Raw genomic sequence first — 22,465 nt, forward strand, 5'->3', positions numbered from 1 at the left:
GGGGCGTGGAGAAGGTCTCAGCGGACGATGTCGTCGTGGTGGTCCAGCAGTTCCAGTTCGGAGCGCCGGGGCAGGCCCTCCCAGTCGCCGGCGGTGCTCACCGCGAAGGCGCCGAGCAGGGCCGCTGTCCTCAGCCGCCGTTCCGGGGGCGCGCCCGCGAGCAGTTCGGCCAGGTATCCGGCGGCGAACGCGTCTCCCGCGCCCACCGAGTCGTGCACGCGGACCGGGATGGCGGGCTGCCGGTGAGAGTGTCCGTCGAGGAGGGCGTACGCCCCGTCGGCGCCGAGCTTGATCACGGCTCCGCCGGGTCCCAGGTCGCAGATGTTCTTGGCGAGCTCCTCCGGTCCGTCGGCGCCGGGTACCACGAGCGCGGCCTCGTGCGGTCCCGCGAAGACCAGGTCACTTCTGCGCACCAGGGGAAGCAGGATCGCCCGGGCCTCGGCCTCGTCCCACAGCAGTGAACGGAAGTTGACGTCCAGTGAGATGGTCGCCCCGGCTTCGGCGGCGATGTCCACGGCCCGGGTCACGGCCGCGGCGGGGCCCGGGCCGAGCGCCGGGGTGATGCCCGTGATGTGCAGGACAGCCGCCCCCGCGACGACGTGCTCGGGGATGTCGTCGGCGGTCAGCCGGGTTCCGGCCGTGTGGCCGCGGTAGTAGTGCGTACGGCTGTGGGTGGAGGTGCGGCGTTCCTTCAGCAGCAGGGAAGTGGGGGCGGGGTCGCGCACGGCGACGGTGGTGACGCCTTCGGCCTGGAGTTCCCGCAGGACGAGTCCGCCGAGTTCGTCGTCGCCCACCCGGCCGATCCAGGTGGCGGCCCCGCCGAGTCGGCTGACCCCGATGGCGACGTTGGACTCCGCGCCTGCGATCCCCAGGCGCAGTGCCGTGCCGAGTGAGAACGGGCCGGGTTCGCGGGCCGCCATGACGGCGAGTACGTCGCCGAGGGTGACGAGGTAGGGCTCGCCGGGCGGGGGTGAGGAGGCGTTCACGCGCTCGCCTCCCCGCCCGGCGCGGTGGCCCGTACCGCGCCCAGCAGGGTGCGTGCCCTGGTGGTGAGGGCGTCCAGTGCCTGCGCGGTCGGGTTTTGGTCCGCGCCGCGCAGCAGCGGGGAGCCGATACCGACCGCGCAGGCGCCGGCGTCCAGGTACTCCCGCGCCTGGTCGATGGTGACGCCGCCGACGGCGACGAGGGGGATGTCGGGCAGTGGGGCTCGCAGTTGGCGCAGGTGGGCGGGACCACCCGTGCCCGCGGGGAACAGCTTGACGGCGGCGGCACCCGACTGCCACGCCTGGGACACCTCGCTCGGTGTCCAGGCGCCCGGGTAGCACGGGATGCCCCGGTCGGCCGCGTCCCGGACGACGGCGGTGTCCACGACGGGGGCGACCAGGAACTCCGCTCCCGCCGCCAGGGCGTCCCTTGCCTGGTCGCCGGTGATCACGGTGCCGGCGCCGACCGCGACGTCCGGGCCGAGTTCCGCCCGGACGGCGGCCAGTGCGTCGAGCGCTCCGGCGGTGGTCAGGGTGATCTCCAGGCAGGTGACACCGCCGGACGCGAGGGCCCGGGCCACCGCGGGCAGCCCGGAGGCGTCGGCCGACCTCAGGATGGCCATGACCCGTGTCCGGCCGAGCTGCGGGGTGAGGGCGGGACGCTCCGTCATGACCCCACCGCCGTGGGGGAGATGAGGATTCCCTGGGTGTCGGTCATGCGGGTTCCTTTACTGGCGGGTGCGTCGGTGACGCGGATGAGAGGAGCGTCGGTGACGCGGATCTGAGGTGCGTCGCAGGGGCGGATCAGCGCGTGCGGCGGTGCGGGGGGATCACTTGAGCCCGGAGGTGGCGGAGCCGGTGACGAAGCCCCGCTGCACGATGAGGAACAACGCCAGCACCGGGACGACGTACATCACGGCGCCCGCGGCGACCAGGTTCTGCAGCGGCGAGCCGTGCTCGTTGACGTAGCCGTAGGCGAGCTTGACCGCGAGCGTGGTGTGGGCGTCGTCCAGCAGCAGGGCCGGTGCGATGTAGTCGCCCCAGGTCCAGCTGAAGGACAGGATCAGGCTGGTGGCGATGACCGGCCAGGACTGCGGCAGGAAGATCCGCCAGAAGATGCGGATCTGCCCGCAGCCGTCGACGATCGCGGCCTCCTCCAGCTCCTTGGGCATGTTCGAGAAGAACTGCCGGAACAGGAAGATCAGGTAAGGGGCGCCGCACAGGCCCCACAGCACCCACGGCACATAGGTGTTGGTGAGGTGGATCTTGGCGAACAGCAGATAGGTCGGGATGAGCGTGAGGACCTGCGGCAGCATCATCGTCGACAGCAGCACGGAGAAGATCAGCCGCTTGCCGGGCGCCTGGAGACGGGCGAAGCCGTAGCCGGCCCACGCCGAGGCCAGGGTGACCAGGACGGCGTAGATGGTGGCGATCATCAGGGAGTTGCGGGCATACCCCAGGTAGTCGATCTGGGTCAGGGCCTCCCGGAAGTTGCCCAGGCCCGGGTGGTGCGGCCACCAGTGGATGGGCAGCGCGCGCAGCTCGGAGGGATCCTTCAGAGCGGTGTCCAGCAGCCAGGCGAACGGGCCGAGGAAGAGGACGAGGGCGCCGACCAGCAACATGTAGACGGCACTTCTGCGGGGGAACACCATCACTTGCCTCCGATCGTGCGCGGGCGGGAGGGCTTGTCCGGCTCCGGGGCGACGGAGTAGAAGACCGCGCCCTTGCTGAGCCTGAAGACGAGGAAGGTGATCGCGATGATGATCAGGAACAGCACCCAGAGCATCGCCGAGGCGTATCCGTAGCGGCCGTTGGCGAAGTACTGGGCGAACACATGGATCATGAACAGGTAGTTGCCCTCGGGGACGGCCGAGACGCCTCTTGGGGTGGGGTCGAGGGAGATGAGCAGCGGCAGGAAGCTCTGCACGGCGGCGATGATGCCCGTGATGACCTGGAAGAACAGCACCGGGGACAGCATCGGGACGGTGATCTTGTAGAAGGACTGCCAGGCGTTCGCCCCGTCCATGCGGGCGGCCTCGTGGAGCTCCTTGGGGATGTCCTGGAGCCCCGCCAGAGAGATGATCATGGCGTTGCCGCAGCCCCACAGCATCAGGGTGATCAGGACCCAGCGGGCGTAGGGGTCCATCAGCCAGGCGACGCCGTTGATGTCCAGGGCGTCGAGGACGCCGTTGGCGGCGCCCGAGTCCCGGTCGAAGATCAGCTTGAAGGTGAGCGCGGCGCCGACCGGCGGCACGACCGCGGGCAGGTACAGCAGGGTGCGGAACAGCCCGCGGGCCCGGATCGGCTGGTTGACCAGCACCGCGAGCAACAATCCCGCCGCGATGCTCAGCGGCACGGTGATCGCGGTGAAGATGCCGGTGCGGGCCAGGGAGGACAGCGTCTCCGGGTCGGTCAGGACCTCCCGGTAGTTGTCCAGGCCGACGAAGCGGGAGTTGTTCGACAGTCCGTCGGAGTTGGTCAGGCTCAGCCACAGCGCGTAGCCGAGCGGGAAGGCCGTCAGGGTGAGGAAGCCCAGCACCCAGGGTCCGGCGAACACGTAGAAGGAGAGGGCCCGGCGGGTGGTCAGCGAGGCGCGCCGGCGTCCGGCGCGCGCGGGAGTGCGGGGCCCGGGCCGGGCGGCCGTCTCCCCGGAGGGAGACTGCGCGCCCGACGCGGTGATCTGATCGGTGCTCACCCCACGAGCTCCTTGCCCTGGGCGAGCTGCTCGTTCATCCGGGAGTTGAGCGTGTCGGCGACCTTGCCCGCCGACGTCCCGGACTTCACCGCACCCGGCAGCACCTTGCTGAGCACGCCCTCCAGGGCGGCCTGCTGGGCGTACGGGGTGAAGCTGAGGACGGAGAAGTGCGGCAGCTCCTGCTCCTGCACCTGGAAGGCCTGCTTCTGGAAGGCGTTGGTCTGCGGCATGCTCGCGCGCAGCGACTTCAGCGAGGGGATGCCCCAGCCGCTGGCCGCGCGCTCCTGGGCGGGCTTGCCGCCGAAGTACCACTCGAAGAACTTCCAGGACGCGTCCTTGTTCTTGGCGTCCCTCGGGATCCAGAAGCCGGTGGCGCCGAAGCAGGAGCTGACGCGGTGGCCGCCGAACTGCGGGGCGGGCGCGAAGCGGGAGACCGCGGCGAGCTTGGGGTCGGCGCCGATCAGTCCGCCGAACCAGTAGCCGTTGCAGCTCATCGCCATCCGGTTGGCCTGGTAGGTGGGGCCGTCCCAGCCGTCCGGGTTGGGGTTGATGACGTTCGGGCCTATGTCGGCCTTGGCGTAGTCCAGGTACCACTGCAGTGCCTTGAGCGCCTCGGGGGAGGAGAAGTCCACCGTGGCCAGGTCCTCGGCGAACAGGCTGCCGCCGGCCGACGCGGTCATCCCCATGAGCTGCGGGAAGACGCCCATGCCGGTGGCGTTCAGGCCGTACACCTTCACCTTGCCCAGGCGGCGCTTGACCAGCTTCTTGCCCAGGTCCAGCCACTCGTCGTAGGAGACCGGTTCGGTCGCGCTGGGCGCGTCCAGCTTGGCGGCCTCGAACAGGTCGGTGCGGTACCAGAACATGGAGTCCTGGGAGTAGTCCTTGGCCATGCCGTAGCGGGGTCCGACACCCTGCTTCTTGCCGTCGTAGCGCCACACGTCGTTGACGGGGTCGAGGTCGGAGGCCTTCAGCGCCGAGCTCTTGGCGAAGTACGGGTCCAGGTCCGTCATCAGGCCGCGGGCGGCGAAGTACGGGGTCTCGGTCGCGCCGAAGCCGCGGACCACGTCCGGCGGGTTCTTGGCCGCCAGCATGGCGTTGAGCTTGGTGGCGTCCCAGATGATGACGTTGATGTTCATCCCGAGCGCGTCTTCCGCGGCCTTGAGGGCCTTCTTGTCCCACTCGTTCTGCACCGTCATCACGGTGAGCGTCGTCTTGCCGCTCGAAGATCCGCCCGTGCCGTTGCTGACGGAGCCGGCGCAGGCGGACAGACCGGTCGCGGCGAGCGCGGTTCCGGCGGAGAGGGCGAGGAAGCGCCGTCTGTCGAGGGACGTGGACATGGGCATGGTGATTGCCTTTCGTGGCGGGGACACGCGCGGTTGCGAGACGTGCGCGGTGACGAGGCGTGCGGCGGCAGCGGGACGTAGGGCGGAGTCCATGGCGGCATGAGGGGCTGCCGCGAGGAGCGAACGGGCGAGCACGGTGGCCGGTGGTGCACCGGCTTGCTCGAGGGAGCGCGAGATGCCCTGGACCGGGCGCAGCTGTCTGCGTGGACAGTGCGCCAACGGGTGTCAGGGACCGCGAGTGCGACGGTGGTCGCGTACGCGGTGAGTCCGACGGTGACTCCTCGGCCACGGCTGACGTGGAGTCAACTGTGGCCGACATCTGGCCATATCGATATGACCGGTTTGATGGATTTAGCTCAGAGTTACCGCTTATTTCCGTCTGAGGAAACCGGTTGACTGAAACTTTCGCGAACGTTAAGTTGCGTTTCCAGAAGATGTCAAGAGGCCAGAACACGTCACTCCGGGTCCCGCACGGCGGGCCAGGACAACGCCCACCGAAGAGGGGGAGCACGTGCCGGAACAGCCCGTCCGGGCCAAGCTCGTGGATGTGGCCCACGCGGCCGGGGTCTCCAAGGCCACCGTGTCCAAGGTGCTCAACGACCGCCAGGACCTGTCCGTACGGCCGGAGACACGCCGGCGCGTCCACGAGGCCGCCGAGGCGCTCGGCTACCGGCCGCACTCGGGAGCCCGGGCACTGGCCGGAGCCAACACACACGCACTGGCCCTGCTGATCCCCGCGCTCGCCAACCCCACGTACGTCACCATCGCCCGCGGCGCCTACCAGCGAGCTCGCGAACTGGGCTACCTCTCCCTGCTGGCCGAGGACTTCGACGGGCAGGAGGCCGACGAGTCCTTCCATGACCTCGTCCAGGAAGGCAGGGTCGACGGACTGCTCATCGCCTCCGCCCGCCCCGGTCACCCCCTGCTGGACGCACTGGGCCGCAGCGCCGTCCCCCATGTCTTCCTCAACCGCTCGGTGGAGGGATCCGGCCGCAACGTCACCATGGACGTCGCCCGCTCCAGCGTGACGGCACTCGATCATCTGCACGGCCTCGGCCACCGCGCGATCGGCCACATCGCGGGTCCCCCCGGGATCACTCCCAGCGATGTCCGCAAGAAGGCGTTTCTCCAGTACGCCGACACCCTCGGGCTGGACGCGGCGCCCGTCGCGTCCGGCGACTTCACCGAGGACGGCGGCGGGTCCGCCGCGCGGGAACTGCTGCGCTGTGCCGACGGCGACGGGCGGCCGCCGGTCACCGCGCTCTACACCAGCTCGCTCGCGCAGGCGATAGGCGCCATGGCCGCGATCAGGGACCTCGGCCTCAGGATCCCCGAAGACGTCTCCGTGGTCGGCAACGACGACCTGCCTGTGGCCGCGCACCTCAGCCCCCCGCTGACCACTGTCGCGATGCCTCTGCACGAGCTGGGAACCGCCGCGGTGGACGCCCTGGTGGCCAGCATCGAGGGCAAGCCGACAGGAGACGTCGTCGTACCGACCGAGCCGCTGCTGGTGGTGCGCGGCTCCACGGCCAGACCGGCAGAACCAGGAGGAACGCCATGACCGTCGCCGCACCGGCGCGCTTCATCGGCCGTACGGCCCTGCTCACCGCGGCCGCCTCCGGCATCGGGGCGGCCACCGCCCACCGGCTTGCGGCGGAGGGCGCATCCGTCATGGTCACCGACGTGGACGCCGAAGGCGCCCAGCGCGTGGCCGAGGAGATCCGCGTCGAGGGCGGACAGGCACGGGACCGATGCCTCGATGTCACCTCGCCGGGGGAGTGGGCCGCGGCCGTCGCCGAGACAGGGTCCTGGACGGGACGCCTGGACGTGCTCCATCTCAACGCCGGCCGAAACCTGCCCGCAGCGGCACACGAACTGGACGACACCTGCTGGCACGACCAGCTACAGCTCTCCCTCGACTCCGTGTTCTACGGGGTCCGGGCCGCCGTGCCCCTGCTGAGAACGGCCAGGGGCGCGGTGGTGATCACCTCGTCCGTGCACGCGGCCATCGGCTTCAAGGGCTTCCCCGCGTACGCGGCCGCCAAGGGCGGGATCGCCGCCCTCGTACGCCAGCTGGCCGTCGAGTACGGAGGCCAGATCAGGTTCAACTCCGTACTTCCCGGAGCCGTGGTCACCGCCCTGTGGGCCGAGACGCCCGAGGAGTACAAGGCGCAGACCGTCGCGCGCACTCCCGTCGGCAGGCTCGGAGTGCCCGAGGACATCGCCGCCGCCGTGGCCTTCCTGGCCTCCGAGGACGCCGCGTTCGTCACCGGCCAGAACCTGCTCGTGGACGGTGGCCGCAGCATCAGCTCCCAGGAGTAGGCCCCCCGCCTCACCCGGTCCGGGCGACAACCCACCCTGCCCGTTGCGACCACTACCGACTCACCCCTCACCGAGCCCCCGGCCCCACACCAGGCCGTACAGCACAGGACCCGGAGGTCCACCCCATGAAGATCACTGGATACGAGCTCTTCCTCGTCGAACCGCGCTGGCTCTTCCTCCGTATCGACACCGACGAGGGCATCTCCGGCTGGGGGGAGCCCATAGTCGAGGGCAAGGCCCACACCGTCGCCCGCTGCGTCGAGGAGATGTTCGACTACCTCCTCGGCCAGGATCCGGCTCGCATCGAGGAGCACTGGCAGGTGCTCGCCAAGAGCGGCTTCTACCGGGGCGGAGTCGTCCTGAACAGCGCCCTGGCCGGAATCGACCAGGCGTTGTGGGACATCGCGGGCAAGACCCACGGCGTCCCGGTCCACCAGCTGCTCGGCGGCCACGTCCGCGACCGGGTGCGCGTCTACGGCTGGGTCGGCGGCGAAACCCCCGAGGAACTGGCCGAGTCGGCCGCCGCGCAGGTCGCCAAGGGCATGACCGCGGTCAAGCTCAACCCCTGCGGCCAGCTGGAACCGCTCGCCACGCCCGCCGCGATCGATGCCATCGTGGCCGGCGTGAGCGCGGTCCGCGAGGCCATCGGGCCGGAGCGCGACCTGGCGCTGGACTTCCACGGCCGGTTCAGCGGGGCGATGTCCCGCCGCGTCCTGCCCTTCCTGGAGCCGCTCCTGCCGCTCTTCGTCGAAGAGCCCGTGCTGCCGGAGTTCTCCCGGGACCTCGGCGCCGTGGTGCGCTCCACATCCATCCCCATCGCCACCGGCGAACGGCTCTACTCCCGCTGGGACTTCCGCTCGGTGCTCTCCGACGGCATCGCCGTGGCCCAGCCCGACATCAGCCACGCCGGCGGCATCTCCGAGACCCGTCGCATCGCCGCGATGGCGGAGGCGTACGACGTCCTGGTGGCACCGCACTGCCCGCTCGGCCCCATCGCCCTCGCCGCCAGTCTCCAACTCGACTTCGCCATCCCCAACTTCCTCATCCAGGAACAGGCACTGGGCATCGGCTACGGCGACAGCAGCGGCCTGCTGGACTACCTCGCCGACACCACGCCCTTCACGTTCCGCGACGGCTACATCGACCGCCCGACAGCACCCGGTCTCGGCATCACCATCGACGAGGACGCGGTCCGCGCCGCCGCCGAACGAAGCCACCGCTGGCGCAATCCCGTCTGGCGCAACACCGACGGCTCACTGGCCGCCTGGTAGCCGCACCTGGCATCACCAGTGGACTCACGGCGAAACCGGGCTGCGGGCACGGTCAAACACTCCATCCGCTCCCACCAAGAGCGATGTCGGTGCCTGGTAGGTCGGTGCGTGGACGCACGTCGTCCGTGTGCAGAGTGGTCTCCCACACCTTTGATGGCTCATCAGGTACGTCAGCATCCGGTCAGCGTGAGTCGCCGGGCTGTCCCGGAGGATTGACTGAACAGGCGCCGGTGCGGCGCGAAAGCCCAGGCGTGAAGCCGTCTCGCCCGAGCGGAGCGATGTTCCTCACAATCCTCGACCTGCGTGTCCCGGTGTACAGTCGAGACCGCCCTTGACCTGCACGAAGCGGGCAGGGAGCCGACTTCCAGGAGTCCAAAGTGCTGCGTACTCTGTTCAAGTCCAAGATCCACCGAGCCACCGTCACCCAGGCCGACCTGCACTACGTGGGATCGGTGACCATCGACGCGGAGCTCCTCGACGCCGCCGACCTGCTGCCCGGTGAGCTCGTCCACATCGTCGACATCACCAACGGCGCCCGGCTGGAGACGTACGTCATCGAGGGGGAGCGCGGTTCGGGGGTGATCGGCATCAACGGTGCCGCCGCCCATCTCGTCCACCCCGGAGATCTGGTGATCATCATCAGTTACGCTCAGGTGACCGACGCCGAGGCGCGGGCGCTCGAACCCCGGGTCGTGCACGTGGACCGCGACAACCGCATCGTGGCCCTGGGAGCCGATCCGTCCGAGCCGGTGCCGGGTTCCGACCAGGAGCGCAGCCCGCAGGCGGTACGGGCCTGACCCTGCCGCCGACGACCTTCGGACCAGGAGCGTGCCCATGAGCGACATCGAGATCCGTGACGACCGACAGGCCGGGCGCCTGGAGGCCTTCGGTTCCGGGGGAGGCGAAGTCGTCGGCCACATCCAGTACTTCGTCCTCGAATCCCCCGAGCGCGCCCTGGTCCCGGTCCACACCATCGTGGAACCGGCCCACGAGGGGCGGGGCATCGCGGGCTCCCTGGCCCGCGAGCTCTACGGCATCGCGGCGCGCGAGGGAGTTCCCGTCGCCCCGCTCTGCCCGTACGTCGTCAAGTGGGCCGAGCGCCACCCCGAGGAGGCCCCCGCGGCCGACCCGGACCTGCTTCGCGCGGCGAAGCGGTGGCTGGCGGCCAACCCCGAGGGGTTCTAGGCGGCCGGGTCCGTGAGCCCGCGGCCGGATGGGCCCGACGGGCCGCGCAGCAGTTCGCGGTCCGGTGGGCCCGGCGAGCCGCGTCAAGTCCCCACCCGCACCCCGCGCACACCCACGCGGGCCCCGCTCGTCACGCGGGCGGGTGACTGGCCGCGGGGCTCATGGGTACGCGGGGGAGTAGTCCAGAGCCGACGTCGACCGACTGGCTGGAGGACCTGATGACCAACCCGTACCCCGACCCCGTCCCGCCCGGCCCCACTCCGGGCCCCACTCCTGGACCCGGTCCGGTCCCCACGCCGGGCCCGGCCCCGGAGCCCCCGTCACCCCCGGACCCGACCCCGGGCCCCGGTCCGGCCCCCGACCCGTCGCCGTCCCCGGTACCGCCGGGGCCCGAGCCGGTACCGAACCCGGAGCCGGGGCCACCGCTCAGCTGACGACTCACCACGCGAAGGAGGAGGGCCACCGAACGGTGGCCCTCCTCCTTGTCAGCGCGACCCTCAGCCCGTCACCTCGGACCGGTCACCGCCCCACAGCGTGTGGAACGAGCCGTCGCGGTCCGTGCGCCGGTACGTGTGCGCACCGAAGAAGTCCCGCTGCCCCTGCGTGAGCGCGGCCGGCAGACGCTCGGCGCGCAGCGCGTCGTAGTACGCCAGCGCCGCCGAGAACCCGGGCACCGGCACCCCCTGCCGCGTCGCCGCGATGATCACGTCACGCCAGTCGTCCTGCGCCGAGGCGATCTCCTGGGCGAAGGTGTCGTCGGAGAGCAGGCTGGGCAGGTCCGCGCGGGTGTCGTAGGCGGACCGGATGCGGTCCAGGAAGGCCGCGCGGATGATGCAGCCGCCGCGCCAGATCGCGGAGACGGCACCCAGGTCGATGTCCCAGTCGTACTCCTCGCGGGCGGCCGAGATCTCGTGGAAGCCCTGCGTGTACGACACGATCTTCGAGGCGTACAGCGCCTGCTCGACCCGGTCCGCGAAGGCCCCGGCCTCCGACTCCGACAGCGGGGACGCCTTGGGTCCGGCGAGAGAGCGGGACGCCTCCCGCAGCTCCGCGTGGCCCGACAGCGACCGCGCGAAGACGGCCTCCGCGATGCCCGAGACCGGGACGCCCAGGTCGAGGGCGATCTGCACGGTCCAGCGGCCGGTGCCCTTCTGCTCCGCCTGGTCCACCACGACGTCGACGAACGGCTTGCCCGTCGCCGCGTCCACGTGCGAGAGCACCTCGGCCGTGATCTCGATCAGGTACGAGTCCAGGCGCCCGGTGTTCCAGGTGCGGAAGATGTCGGCGATCTGGGCGGGGGAGTACCCGGCCACGTCCCGCAGCAACTGGTACGCCTCGCCGATCAGCTGCATGTCGGCGTACTCGATGCCGTTGTGGACCATCTTCACGAAGTGCCCGGCCCCGTCGGGACCGACGTGCGTCACACAGGGCGCCCCGTCCGCCGCCTTCGCCGAGATCTTCTCCAGCATCGGGCCGAGAGAGTCGTACGACTCCTTCGGACCGCCCGGCATGATGCTCGGTCCGTGCAGCGCGCCCTCCTCGCCGCCGGAGACACCCATGCCGACGAAGTGGATGCCCTGCTCGCGCAGTTCGCGCTCCCGGCGCCGGGTGTCCGCGAAGTGCGCGTTGCCGCCGTCGATGATCATGTCGCCGGGCTCGAGCAGCGGCGCGAACTCCTGGATCACCGCGTCGGTCGGCTCACCGGCCTTCACCATGATGACCAGACGGCGCGGGCGCTCCAGGGCCGCCACGAACTCCTTGGCGGTCTCGGCCGCGATGAAGTCGCCCTCGGAGCCGAACTCCTCGACCAGGGCGTGCGTGCGCGACGCGGTCCGGTTGTGCAGGGCGACCGTATAGCCGTTGCGGGCGAAGTTGCGGGCGAGGTTGCGGCCCATGACCGCAAGGCCCGTGACACCGATCTGCGCTGTTGTGCTCATACCGCCTGCTCCCAAAAGATCCTGTGGATCGCGTAGGTCGTCTATCGCTGCCGGTCGTGCTTGTCAGTATCGTCCACCGGTCATCCTGGCTTGTCGGGGGACTGGCCGCACACCAGGGATACGGTTCGGGCGCCTCGTTGCGTTCAGCCGGGGACGGCGGTCCGGGACGCGCCCCCACGCGGCCGGTTGCCGTCTTGTCATGGCCTGTTCGCCGCGCTTACTTTTGCCCCTCCTGGCGCAGGACGCATGTCTAGGGGGAGGCCTCCATGGCCGTACGTGGCCGGCACCGCCGGTATCAGCCGAACAGGATCAACCGAGCCTCACTCACCGTCACGGCGGGCGGCGTCGGCATCGCGGTCCCGCTCATCGGCACCGGCACGGCGCACGCCGCCGACGTGGACACCTGGAACAAGGTCGCCGCGTGCGAGTCCAGCAACAACTGGAGCATCAACTCCGGCAACGGCTATTACGGCGGGCTCCAGTTCACCCAGTCCACCTGGGAGGCGTACGGCGGCACCCGGTACGCGGCCCGAGCGGATCTGGCCACCAGGGACCAGCAGATCGCCGTGGCCGAGAAGGTGCTGGACGGACAGGGACCGGGCGCCTGGCCGGCGTGCTCGGTGCGGGCCGGGCTGACGCGCGGGGGCTCGGACCCCGGCATCCAGCCGCTCACCGAGAAGACGGCCTCGGCGCAGGACGTCCAGCCGCACACGAAGAAGACGGCCTCCGTGCGGGACGTCCAGCCGCAGACCACCCCGCAGTCGCGGGCCGGCTCCGCCGAGATGTACACCGTGGTCCGGGGCGACTCGCTCTCCGGGATCGCCGACGCGCACAAGGTCCGGGGCGGCTGGCGAGGGCTGTACGCAGCCAACCGTGAGACCGTCGGGGCCGATCCCGACCTGATCCTGCCCGGACAGCGGCTGAAGCTGCGCGCCACCGTCGGTACGAGCACCACCACCGACCACACCCCGACGAAGAAGACCTCCTCCGGCACCCAGGAGAAGGCCAAGAAGACCAAGAAGAGCGAAAACACCGAGAGGGCCGCGGACACGGGCCTCGTCGCCCCCGTGCACGCCTCCCTCGGCACCCCGTACCGCAAGGCGGGCTCCGCCTGGTCGAAGGGCTACCACACCGGCGTCGACTTCCCGGTGCCCACCGGGACGTCCGTGAGGGCGGTCGCGGCCGGGAAGGTCGTCACCTCGGGGTGGGGCGGTTCCTTCGGCTACCAGGTGGTGATCCGGCACGCCGACGGCCGCTACACCCAGTACGCCCACCTGTCCGCGATCTCGGTGAAGGCCGGGCAGAGCGTGGGCGCCGGGCAGCGCATCGGCCGCTCCGGCTCCACCGGCAACAGCTCGGGCCCGCATCTGCACTTCGAGGTGCGGACGGGGCCCGGCTTCGGTTCCGACATCGACCCGTTGGTGTATCTCCGGGCCGGCGGCATCAGGATTTGACGCGGGTCCGGTGCCGGTCGAGGACCGGCATCGGGATGTACGCGGCTCCGTAGAAGGGGCCGTAGTACGCCGGGGGCTCGTCGCCCTGGTTCGGGAGCTGGTCGAGCCGGCCGGACGAGTCGTCCCCCGGCGCCGCCTCGGACGTGGCGGAGGAGGACGGCGAGGCAGGGGCCGGCAGGAGCAGTTCCTCGCGCAGTGCGGCCACCTGGTCGACGAGCACGCCCTCGCGCACGAGAGCATCGGCCGGTTCCTCGGCGGGCGCCGGGACGAACACGTCCCCGTCGTCGGGGACCGCGGCCGTCGGCGGCTCGGCGTGGGTGCGCTGGAGCCGCTCCGTCGTCAGCAGGATCAGCCCGCCCGCCGCCACCACACCGCAGCTCAGGGCGAGCGCGGTGCCCGTGGTGCCGTAGCGGAAGGTTTCGCCGAACATCGTGATGCCGACCACGGCCGCCACCACCGGGTTCACGACCGTCAGCGTCGCCAGCGGGGCCGCGAGACCGGCGCCGCGGTACGAGGCCTGCGACAGCATCAGTCCGGCGGTGGCCAGGACACCGATCGCGGCCAGGGAGGGCAGGTCCGCCGCCGACACGCCGCCGGTCCAGTCGACGGCGACCGTCTTGGTGAACACCGAGGACATGCCGAACGCTATGCCGGACGCGGTCGCGAGCAGCACGCTGCGCACCACCGGGTGCCGGTGCGCGGCCCGGCCCGCGATCATCAGCGCGACCACCGCGGCGGCCGTCACCAGCCCGGCGAACACCCGCTGGGTCGTGCTCAGCGAGTGCGCGTCGGAGGCCCCCACCAGGGAGAGCAGACCGGCCAGACCCGCTGTCGCCATGATCGCGCCCCGCCAGGCGGTGGCCCCGGCCCTGCGGCCGACGAACAGCGCGGCCATCGGCAGCGCGAACACGATCGTCAGGGCGCCCAGCGGCTGGACCAGGCTGAGGGGACCGTAGGCGAGCGCCACCACGTGCAGCAGTCCGCCCAGGCCGTTCAGCGCGACCGCCGCCCACCAGCTCGGCCGGCGCAGCGGCGCGAACTGCTCGTCGGGGTGCGACACCGCGACCTGCTCCTGCACGATCGCTCCGCCCGCGTAGGCGACGGCGGAGACGAGGGACAGGAGCACGGACAACGCGAGGGCACTCATGAGTTGCTCCTCTGCGTGAGGCGGGGGCGCTCTGCCCGGCGCGACGAACGGTCGTCTTCCATGACCAACACGATGCCGGGAAAAGTTCTTCCCGTCGTCGTACCTGAGCAGGCAATGGGTCCTACTGCCGATGGAGTACAAAAGGGTCCGTGTCCTCCCCAAGGCGGGTGACACGGGGTGGAGGCCCCCTGGTGGGTACCCCTACGGGCCTTGGTACTACTGCTGGTCGTGGACCTCGACCCTGATCTCGCGGCGCTGCGACCGCTCGGCGCCTTCTTCGTCCTACGCACGATCGGCGGCACTCCCGGGACAGCGCGCCCGGCGCTGCCGACCCTCGCACAAGTCTACGAGAACCGGGCATCGGATGTTTACCGGAAATCCGTGACTTTTCGCGTCGAAAAGGTCGCCCGGGTCCTGCGCGCCCCCGAGCCCCGGGTCGCGGCCTCCATCGCCCACCAGGGCCTCGCGGCCAGGCTGTGGTCGGTCGCGCTCGGCTGTGCGGTCCTGTACGGCCGCGTCCCCGACCTGTCGGCGCGGCGACTGCGCTGGGACCCCGACGCGAGCGCCCCCGACGACCTGTGGCTGGAGGCCGTGGAGCCGCTGCCGGGGGACGCCGGGACCATCGCCGACGTCGTCCTGCGCGGCCACCTCGAACCGCTCACCGCGGCGCTGCACGCGGAGTACCGGCTCGCCACCGGACTGCTGTGGGGCAACGCCGCCTCGGCCCTGGCGGGCGCCGCCCGTCAGCTGGGCCACCGTCCCGGACTCTCGGCCCGCGCCCGTGCCCTCTCGGCCGAACTCCTCGCCCATCCCCTGCTCGCGGGCACCCTCGACAGCACCACGCTCCGCCGCCGCAGCTGCTGTCTGTACTACCGGTTGCCGGAAGGTGGCGTGTGCGGTGACTGTTGCTTCACACGAGCCCCGCGCTCTTCCCCGCGCGGCACATCTGGGTGACCATGAAAGCAAAGCCGATCAGCCACTGAGACAGGGGGTTCCGGGTGCGTGTGGGCCTGCTGACCCGGGAGTACCCGCCGGACGTGTACGGCGGCGCGGGTGTCCATGTCGAATTCCTCGCCCGGGAGCTGAGGTCCCTCGTCGATCTGGACGTGCACTGCTGGGGCGAGGGCCGCGCGGACGGTGTCGTCCGGCACCGGCCCTGGTCCGCGCTGGACACCGCCAACGACGCGTTGCGCACGTTCTCCGTGGACCTGTCCATGGCCGCGGGCCTCGAAGGCCGCGAACTGGTCCACTCGCACACCTGGTACGCCAACCTCGCCGGCCACCTCGGCAAGCTGCTGCACGGCATCCCGCACGTGATGACCGCCCACTCCCTGGAGCCCCTGCGCCCCTGGAAGGCCGAGCAGCTCGGCGGCGGATACGCCCTGTCCAGCTGGGCCGAACGCACCGCGATCGAGACCGCCGACGCGGTGATCGCGGTGTCGGGAGCGATGCGCGAGGACATCCTCGGCTGCTACCCGGCGCTGGATCCGGCCAAGGTCCACATCGTGCACAACGGCATCGACACCGCCCTGTACCGGCCCGACCACGGCACCGACGTCCTGGACCGCATCGGCCTGGACCGTGGCCGTCCGTTCGTGCTGTTCGTCGGCCGCATCACCCGGCAGAAGGGCGTGCCCCACCTGATGCGGGCGGTACGGGACATCGACCCGGCGGCACAGGTCGTGCTGTGCGCGGGCGCGCCGGACACCCCCGAGATCGACCGGGAGTTCCGCGAGCTCTTCGAGGAGCTGAGCCGGGTCCGCGAGGGCGTGCACTGGATCCCGCAGATGCTGCCGCGCCCCGAGGTGATCCAGCTGCTGACCCACGCGGCCGTGTTCGTCTGCCCCTCGGTCTACGAGCCCCTCGGCATCGTCAACCTGGAGGCGATGGCCTGCGGCACTCCCGTGGTGGCCTCGCGGGTCGGCGGTATCCCGGAGGTCGTGGAGGACGGGAAGACCGGCCTGCTGGTGACCGTGGACGACACGTTCGAGACGGCCCTGGCGCGGGCACTCGACTCCGTGATCGGCGATCCGGCGACGGCACGCCGGATGGGCGAGGCGGGACGGGAGCGCGCGGTGAGCGAGTTCGGCTGGGACGCGGTCGCTCGGCGTACGGTCCGGCTCTACGAGGAGATCGTCAAACAGGCGTACTAAGCCCCTCGCCAGGGCAGTGATGGGTGAAACCAGGGTGAGGGGAGCGGCCATGCGTCGTGGCGGACCTTCGGTGCTCGGCATCGTACTCGCGGGCGGGGAAGGCAAACGCCTGATGCCCCTGACCGCGGACCGCGCCAAACCAGCGGTCACCTTCGGAGGGACGTACCGACTGGTCGACTTCGTCCTGTCCAACCTCGTCAACGCCGACGTCCTGCGCATCTGCGTGCTCACGCAGTACAAGTCGCACTCGCTGGACCGGCACATCACGACCACCTGGCGGATGTCGAGCCTGCTCGGCAACTACGTCACGCCGGTGCCCGCCCAGCAGCGCCTGGGCCCGCGCTGGTACCTGGGCAGCGCGGACGCGATCCTGCAGTCCCTGAACCTGCTCTACGACGAGCGTCCCGAGTACGTCGCGGTGTTCGGCGCCGACCACGTGTACCGCATGGACCCGCGCCAGATGCTCACCCAGCACATCGAGTCCGGCGCGGGTGTCACGGTGGCCGGGATCCGCGTGCCGCGCGCGGAGTCCCCGTCGTTCGGGGTGATCTCCCCGGGCTCCGACGGCCTCACCGTGGAGCGCTTCCTGGAGAAGCCCGCCGACCCGCCGGGCCTCGCGGACGACCCGGAGTGCGTGTTCGCCTCGATGGGCAACTACATCTTCACCACCAAGGCGCTGATCGAGGCGCTCCAGCGGGACTCCGAGGACGAGCACTCCGTGCACGACATGGGCGGTTCGATCCTGCCCCAGCTCACCGACCGCGGCGAGGCCCAGCTCTACGACTTCAGCGCCAACCACGTCCCCGGCGAGACCACCCGCGACCGCGGCTACTGGCGGGACGTGGGCACCCTGGACGCCTACTACGACGCCCACATGGACCTGATCGCCGAGCGCCCCGCCTTCAACCTCTACAACCGGCAGTGGCCCATCTACACCCACTCCTACCAGCTCTCACCGGCCCGTTTCAACGCGGGCGGCATCGCCAGCGAGTCCATCATCAGCGCGGGCTGCCTGATCCGCGGCCAGGTCACCCGTTCCGTGCTCTCGCCCGGTGTGCTGGTCGACCCGGGGGCCGTCGTCCAGGGTTCGGTACTCCACGACAACGTCAAGATCGGACGGGGCGCGGTGGTCCGCGGCGCCGTCCTCGACAAGAACGTCGAGGTCCCGCCCGGCGCCACGATCGGCGTGAACCCGGAGCGGGACGCGGAGCTGTACACCGTGTCCAAGGGCGGGGTGATCGCGCTCGGGAAGGGCCAGCTGGTGTCCTAGCCCGATCTTCGACCTGCGGGGTCAGTTCAGCCCTGTCCCCGCAGGGACTCGAAGTTCTTCATGATCACCTCGCTGGTCCGGCGCAGCTCGTCCGAGGGGCTGATCTGGAGGTACTCGCTGCCCGGCTCGGTGTGGACCGGTACATGTCCGGCGGGGGCGTAGAACGCGTCGCCCTCGTGGTACACCTCGTCGTGGTCCGCGTAGTGGAAGGTGAGTTCGCCCCGGAAGACGTAGCCCCAGTGCGGGCACTGGCAGCGGTCGTCGGGCAGCCCCTTGAGCAGAGGCCGGTGGTCGATGTCCTCGCGGAACGTCACGAAGTCGACCGTGTAGTCGCCGAACTCTTCGGCGCGGTCGACGACCGCCCCGTAGTCGCCGCCCTGGGTGGCCGTGTCGCGGGAAACCTTCGGCATCTCCGTCGCCTTCTTCCGGCAGAGGAGGGGGGTCTTGTGCCCATTGTCCGCGCGCGGCGCGGCGACGGCATGCGCTGGCGGACTTGTCATGTCCCTGGACGGAGGCCGGAATCCGTGTTGTCATGCCAACTCCTGCCCATGACAACGTTGTTATGGAGGCTTCCATGCACAGCAGGCACCTCACCCGCCTCAGAGGCCGGCTGGCGTTACTGTTCGCCGCCCTCCTCGGGGTCGCCGGTCTGACCTCGACCCCCGCCCTGGCCGACGACCCGGTCGAGGCCCGCGGACTCAAGGGCGAGTACTGGACCCAGTCCGCCCCCGGCGCCTTCGACTTCCACGAGCTCAAGGCCACCACCTTCGACCCGAACCTCGACTTCGACACCCTGGAACCCCGGCTCGCCGCCGCGACCGGCCGCGCGGACGACGTCAGCGTCCGCTGGACCGGCAGGCTCGTACCGGCGGTGTCCGGCCCCCACACCTTCTCCGTCACCGGTGACAACGGCTTCCGCCTGTGGATCGGCGGACAGCTCCTCATCGACCACTGGGTCGACGACTGGGACCGCGAACAGAGCGCGCAGCCCGTCGAGTTGACCGCCGGACAGTCCTACGACATCAAGGTCGAGTACTTCGAGCACTACGGCGGCTCCAACCTCCACCTGCGCTGGATCCAGCCCGGCGGCACCAAGGAGGCCGTACCGCAGTCGGCGTTCCGGCTCCCCGAGGGCTACGACTACGACGGCCCGGTCGCGACCACCGTCCTCGGTACCGGCCGCACCCTGAAGCTCGACTTCGCCCAGCCGCTCGCCGCGCCCCCGGCCGGCCTCACCGACCACCTCCAGGCGGTGATCGGCGGCGCCAAGTGGCCCCTGGGCGCGGCGACACAGGACCCACGAGACCCCCGGGCCCTTCTCGTCGCCCTCGCCGAACCCGTTGTGGGCAACAGGACCGGCACCGCGCGTGGCACCGCCGACCTCCGCTACGACGGCGAGGGCGGGCTCACCAGCGCCGACGGCAACGTTGTCAACGCCTTCTGGAGCAGCGGCCCCAACCGCTCGACGTACGAGCTGCGGACCAAGTGGGCCGAGGAGGTGGGCCCCGGCAACGCCCATCCCGAGTACCCGCGCCCGCAGTTGACCCGCGACGCGTGGCAGAACCTCAACGGGCGCTGGCAGTTCGCCGCCGCCGAGGCGGGAGAACAGCCGCCGGTCGGCAGGAACCTGGCCGAGCGGATCCTCGTCCCGTACCCCGTGGAGTCCCAGCTCTCCGGCCTGGAACGGCACGAGGACCGCATGTGGTACCGCCGCACCTTCACCGTCCCGGCCGGCTGGCACATCGGCTCCGGCACCCGACTCCGGCTCAACTTCGGCGCGGTCGACTGGCGGTCCGAGGTGTACGTCAACGGCACCAGGGTCGCCGAACACACCGGCGGCTACGACAAGTTCGGCGCCGACATCACCGACGCGCTGAAGCCCGGCCGCACCCAGGAACTGATCGTCGGCGTGTACGACCCGACGGACGGGGCCGACGGTGAGAACCCTCCCCTCGGCAAGCAGCGCCTCGACCCGAGCGGCATCTGGTACACCCCGTCCTCCGGCATCTGGCAGACCGTCTGGATGGAGCCAGTGGCCCGCGACCACGTCGACTCCCTCAAGCTGACCCCCGACGTCTCCGCCGGCCGGCTGACGGTCGAGGCGCGGGGCGTCCGCGACGGCGTACCGGTCACGGCGACGGCGTACGACGGAAAGCGGAGGGTCGCCACGGCCCACGGCCGTACCGGTGAGCCGCTCACCCTCACCCTCGCGACCCCGCGCCTGTGGTCACCCGACGACCCGTTCCTGTACGGCCTGAAGGTGTCCGTCGGCGCCGACCGGGTGGGCAGTTACTTCGGGATGCGCTCCATCGCCGTCGAGAACGTGAACGGCACCCCGCGCACGGTCCTCAACGGTGCGCCGGTCTTCATGATGGCCACCCTCGACCAGGGCTTCTGGCCCGACGGCCTGCACACCGCACCCACCGACGAGGCCCTCGCGTACGACCTCAGGGTCCACAAACAGCTCGGCTTCAACGCGGTGCGCAAGCACATCAAGGTCGAGCCCGACCGCTGGTTCTACTGGGCCGACCGGCTGGGCCTGATGGTGTGGCAGGACATGCCCGCGATGACCGCGGGGGTGAATCCGGGCCCCGCAGCCCGCGCCGAGTACGAGCGTGAGCTGAAACAGATGATCGACCAGCACATCAGCAGTCCGTCGGTCGTCATGTGGGTGACCTTCAACGAGGGCTGGGGGCAGTACGACGTCGGCCGGATCGCCGAGCAGGCCAAGGCCTGGGATCCGACCCGCCTGGTGAACAACCAGTCGGGCCTCAACCTCGGAGCCGACGGCGGCGCCGGCGACATCATGGACGAGCACGGCTATCCCAGTCCCGCCCTGCCGCCTCACCCGGACGGCCGACGTGCCCTGGTGAGCGGTGAGTACGGCGGCCTCGGCCTGGCGGTCCCCGGACACGCCTGGTCCGTACAGCAGTCGTACGTCGACGTCGACCCGGCGACCTACACCGACGACTACCTGGCCAAGCTCGACGAGGTACGCACCCTGGCCTGCCGAGGCGGCAACGCGGCCGTATACACCCAGATCTCGGACGTCGAGGGTGAGCTGAACGGGCTGCTCACTTACGACCGCGAGGTCCTGAAACCGGACGTCGAGCGGGTCAGGGCGGCACACCAGGCCCTCATCCGGGATGCGTCCCGGGCGACTCCGGCCGGGTGTTGATCACCGGCGGATGACCCCATCCGCACCACGTGTCCCGCCCCTTTCCCAGGGGCGGGACTTAATCTGCTGTTAACTGAGCGTAGCTTGATCGTACTTGACCGTAATCGCTGAAGGGCGATTGACTGCTGGCCCACCCGTTGTCGGCGAGAGGCAAGCCATTGACTCCTGACCTGTTGGCCCCTCTCGACCTGGCGTTCTGGAACATGGAATCCGCCGAGCATCCGATGCACCTGGGAGCGCTCGGCGTCTTCACGGCACACTCGCCCACCGCCGGCGCCCACGCGGCCGACCTGCTCGCCGGCCGGGCCGCGGCCGTGCCCGGTCTGCGGATGCGGATCCGGGACGTGTGGCCGCTCGGCTTCCCGTACGCCTTCGGGGGCGCCGCCCGCGTCCCCGACCCCGACTTCGACCCGCTGCGGCACGTCCTGCTGCACGCCCCGACCGCGGACTTCCAGACCGAGGCCGGCCGGCTCATGCAGCGGCCGCTGGACCGCGAACGGCCGCCGTGGGAGGCGCATGTGCTGCCGGGGGAGGACGGCGTCTCCTTCGCCGTGCTCTTCAAGTTCCACCACGCCCTGGCCGACGGACTGCGGGCCCTGACGCTCGCCGCCGCCGTCCTGGACCCGATGGACCTGCCCGCACGCAGGCCACGCCCCGAGGAGCCCGCGAAGAGCCTGCTCCCGGACGTGCGCAAGCTGCCCGACCTCCTCCGGAGCGCCGTCTCCGACGTCGGCCGCGCCCTCGACATCGGCGCCTCCGTCGCCTTGTCCTCCGTGGGCGTGCGCTCCTCCGCCGCCCTGACCTCCGAGCCGAGCGGTACCCGGCGCACCGCCGGAGTCGTCGTCGACCTCGACGACGTGCACCGGGTCCGCAAGAGCCGGGGCGGCACCGTCAACGACGTCCTGATCGCGGTCGTCGCGGGTGCCCTGCGCCGCTGGCTGGACGAACGCGGCGACGGCAGCGCGGGCGTGACGCCCCGCGCCCTGATCCCCGTCTCCCGGCGCCGTCCGCGCACCGCGCACCCGCAGGGCAACCGGCTCTCCGGATACCTGGTGCGGCTTCCGGTCGACGACCCCGACCCGCTGGGCCGCCTGGACACGGTCCGCATGGCCATGGACCGCAAGAAGGACGCCGGCCCCCACCGCGGCGCGGGCGCCGTCGCCCTGCTCGCCGACCACGTCCCCGCCCTCGGCCACCGCCTCGGCGGGCCCCTGGCCGGTCAGGGCGCCCGGTTCTGGTTCGACATCCTGGTCACCAGCGTGCCGCTGCCCAGCATCGGCCTGAAGCTCGGCGGCAACCCGGTCACCGAGGTCTACCCCTTCGCCCCGCTGGCCCGCGGCCAGTCCCTCGCGGTCGCCATCTCGACGTACCGGGGACAGGTCCACTACGGCCTGGTCGCCGACGCGGAAGCGGTGCCTGACCTGGACCGGTTCGCCCGGGCGCTGACCGAGGAGGTGAAGGAACTGCTGACCGCCTGCGGTTCTTGATCGTTTCCGGATTGCGGGCCGGGCCCCGCGCTGAAGTAAA

19 protein-coding genes are annotated in these 22,465 nt (G+C 70.9%); 11 read left to right on the top strand and 8 right to left on the bottom strand.

Annotation, left to right across the window (positions count from 1 at the left end):
- Window positions 1-17 precede the first annotated feature (17 nt).
- The 5 genes from ABZT06_RS02080 to ABZT06_RS02100 form a co-directional block, all read right to left on the bottom strand.
- On the bottom strand, window positions 18-986 hold the full coding sequence (locus ABZT06_RS02080) for a sugar kinase (RefSeq protein ID WP_355733418.1): 969 nt from the start codon (window positions 984-986) through the stop codon (window positions 18-20).
- Entirely contained in the window at window positions 983-1,654 is a 672-nt protein-coding gene (locus ABZT06_RS02085; RefSeq protein WP_355733421.1) for a bifunctional 4-hydroxy-2-oxoglutarate aldolase/2-dehydro-3-deoxy-phosphogluconate aldolase, read from the bottom strand. Before ABZT06_RS02085 ends, ABZT06_RS02080 begins: the two co-directional genes overlap by 4 nt.
- Before the next feature lie 159 nt (window positions 1,655-1,813).
- Entirely contained in the window at window positions 1,814-2,635 is an 822-nt protein-coding gene (locus ABZT06_RS02090) for a carbohydrate ABC transporter permease (protein WP_355733424.1), read from the bottom strand.
- The gene (locus ABZT06_RS02095; protein ID WP_355733427.1) at window positions 2,635-3,678 is read right to left on the bottom strand and encodes a sugar ABC transporter permease; all 1,044 of its coding nucleotides are present in this window, start codon (window positions 3,676-3,678) and stop codon (window positions 2,635-2,637) included. The genes ABZT06_RS02090 and ABZT06_RS02095 overlap by 1 nt, the downstream gene beginning before the upstream one ends.
- Window positions 3,675-5,021 (bottom strand): extracellular solute-binding protein, encoded by a 1,347-nt coding sequence (locus tag ABZT06_RS02100; RefSeq protein ID WP_355733429.1) that lies wholly within the window; start codon window positions 5,019-5,021, stop codon window positions 3,675-3,677. The genes ABZT06_RS02095 and ABZT06_RS02100 overlap by 4 nt, the downstream gene beginning before the upstream one ends.
- 511 nt (window positions 5,022-5,532) lie before the next feature.
- On the opposite strand from ABZT06_RS02100, the gene ABZT06_RS02105 reads away from it, so the two are divergent.
- The 5 genes from ABZT06_RS02105 (at window position 5,533) to ABZT06_RS02125 (ending at window position 9,799) form a co-directional block, all read left to right on the top strand.
- The gene (locus tag ABZT06_RS02105) at window positions 5,533-6,582 is read left to right on the top strand and encodes a LacI family DNA-binding transcriptional regulator (RefSeq protein ID WP_355733432.1); all 1,050 of its coding nucleotides are present in this window, start codon (window positions 5,533-5,535) and stop codon (window positions 6,580-6,582) included.
- Window positions 6,579-7,343 carry an SDR family NAD(P)-dependent oxidoreductase gene (locus tag ABZT06_RS02110; protein ID WP_355733435.1) on the top strand — a complete coding sequence of 255 codons (765 nt, stop codon included), beginning with the start codon at window positions 6,579-6,581 and terminating at the stop codon, window positions 7,341-7,343. The genes ABZT06_RS02105 and ABZT06_RS02110 overlap by 4 nt, the downstream gene beginning before the upstream one ends.
- A gap of 125 nt (window positions 7,344-7,468) precedes the next feature.
- A complete protein-coding gene (gene dgoD / locus ABZT06_RS02115) occupies window positions 7,469-8,614 on the top strand; it encodes a galactonate dehydratase (RefSeq protein ID WP_355733438.1) in 1,146 nt (381 codons plus the stop codon).
- Between the two features lie 377 nt (window positions 8,615-8,991).
- A complete protein-coding gene (gene panD / locus ABZT06_RS02120) occupies window positions 8,992-9,411 on the top strand; it encodes an aspartate 1-decarboxylase (RefSeq protein WP_355733441.1) in 420 nt (139 codons plus the stop codon).
- A 37-nt stretch (window positions 9,412-9,448) separates the two neighbouring features.
- Complete coding sequence (locus tag ABZT06_RS02125) at window positions 9,449-9,799, top strand: GNAT family N-acetyltransferase (RefSeq protein ID WP_355733443.1); 351 nt, start codon at window positions 9,449-9,451, stop codon at window positions 9,797-9,799.
- A gap of 497 nt (window positions 9,800-10,296) precedes the next feature.
- Here ABZT06_RS02125 and gndA read toward each other — a convergent pair whose 3' ends face one another.
- Window positions 10,297-11,736, bottom strand: coding sequence for an NADP-dependent phosphogluconate dehydrogenase (gene gndA / locus ABZT06_RS02130; protein ID WP_355733446.1), 1,440 nt, complete (start codon window positions 11,734-11,736; stop codon window positions 10,297-10,299).
- A gap of 266 nt (window positions 11,737-12,002) precedes the next feature.
- On the opposite strand from gndA, the gene ABZT06_RS02135 reads away from it, so the two are divergent.
- Entirely contained in the window at window positions 12,003-13,190 is a 1,188-nt protein-coding gene (locus ABZT06_RS02135) for a transglycosylase family protein (RefSeq protein ID WP_355733449.1), read from the top strand.
- On the opposite strand, the gene ABZT06_RS02140 is transcribed toward ABZT06_RS02135, so the two are convergent.
- Window positions 13,180-14,337, bottom strand: a complete 1,158-nt coding sequence (locus ABZT06_RS02140) for a DMT family transporter (RefSeq protein WP_355733451.1) — start codon at window positions 14,335-14,337, stop codon at window positions 13,180-13,182. The genes ABZT06_RS02135 and ABZT06_RS02140 overlap by 11 nt on opposite strands.
- A gap of 210 nt (window positions 14,338-14,547) precedes the next feature.
- Here ABZT06_RS02140 and ABZT06_RS02145 point away from each other — a divergent pair, with 210 nt between their 5' ends.
- From ABZT06_RS02145 to glgC, 3 genes are read left to right on the top strand one after another with little or no spacing between them, the layout of a single operon-like run.
- Window positions 14,548-15,291, top strand: a complete 744-nt coding sequence (locus ABZT06_RS02145; RefSeq protein ID WP_355733453.1) for a (2Fe-2S)-binding protein — start codon at window positions 14,548-14,550, stop codon at window positions 15,289-15,291.
- A 44-nt stretch (window positions 15,292-15,335) separates the two neighbouring features.
- On the top strand, window positions 15,336-16,490 hold the full coding sequence (gene glgA / locus ABZT06_RS02150) for a glycogen synthase (RefSeq protein WP_355733456.1): 1,155 nt from the start codon (window positions 15,336-15,338) through the stop codon (window positions 16,488-16,490).
- Between the two features lie 49 nt (window positions 16,491-16,539).
- A complete protein-coding gene (gene glgC, locus ABZT06_RS02155) occupies window positions 16,540-17,760 on the top strand; it encodes a glucose-1-phosphate adenylyltransferase (RefSeq protein ID WP_355733459.1) in 1,221 nt (406 codons plus the stop codon).
- Window positions 17,761-17,786: 26 nt separating this feature from the next.
- Here the strand turns inward: glgC and ABZT06_RS02160 are convergent, their stop codons facing one another.
- Window positions 17,787-18,170, bottom strand: coding sequence for a hypothetical protein (locus tag ABZT06_RS02160; protein WP_355733462.1), 384 nt, complete (start codon window positions 18,168-18,170; stop codon window positions 17,787-17,789).
- A 164-nt stretch (window positions 18,171-18,334) separates the two neighbouring features.
- Between ABZT06_RS02160 and ABZT06_RS02165 the strand changes: the two genes are divergently transcribed.
- Both ABZT06_RS02165 and ABZT06_RS02170 read left to right on the top strand, forming a co-directional pair.
- A complete protein-coding gene (locus ABZT06_RS02165; RefSeq protein ID WP_355733464.1) occupies window positions 18,335-20,938 on the top strand; it encodes a PA14 domain-containing protein in 2,604 nt (867 codons plus the stop codon).
- Window positions 20,939-21,096: 158 nt separating this feature from the next.
- Complete coding sequence (locus tag ABZT06_RS02170; RefSeq protein ID WP_355733467.1) at window positions 21,097-22,425, top strand: wax ester/triacylglycerol synthase family O-acyltransferase; 1,329 nt, start codon at window positions 21,097-21,099, stop codon at window positions 22,423-22,425.
- The last annotated feature ends 40 nt before the right edge of the window (window positions 22,426-22,465 follow it).

Origin of the sequence: Streptomyces sp. NPDC005483, from assembly GCF_040606035.1 — a bacterium.
GTDB lineage: Bacteria > Actinomycetota > Actinomycetes > Streptomycetales > Streptomycetaceae > Streptomyces.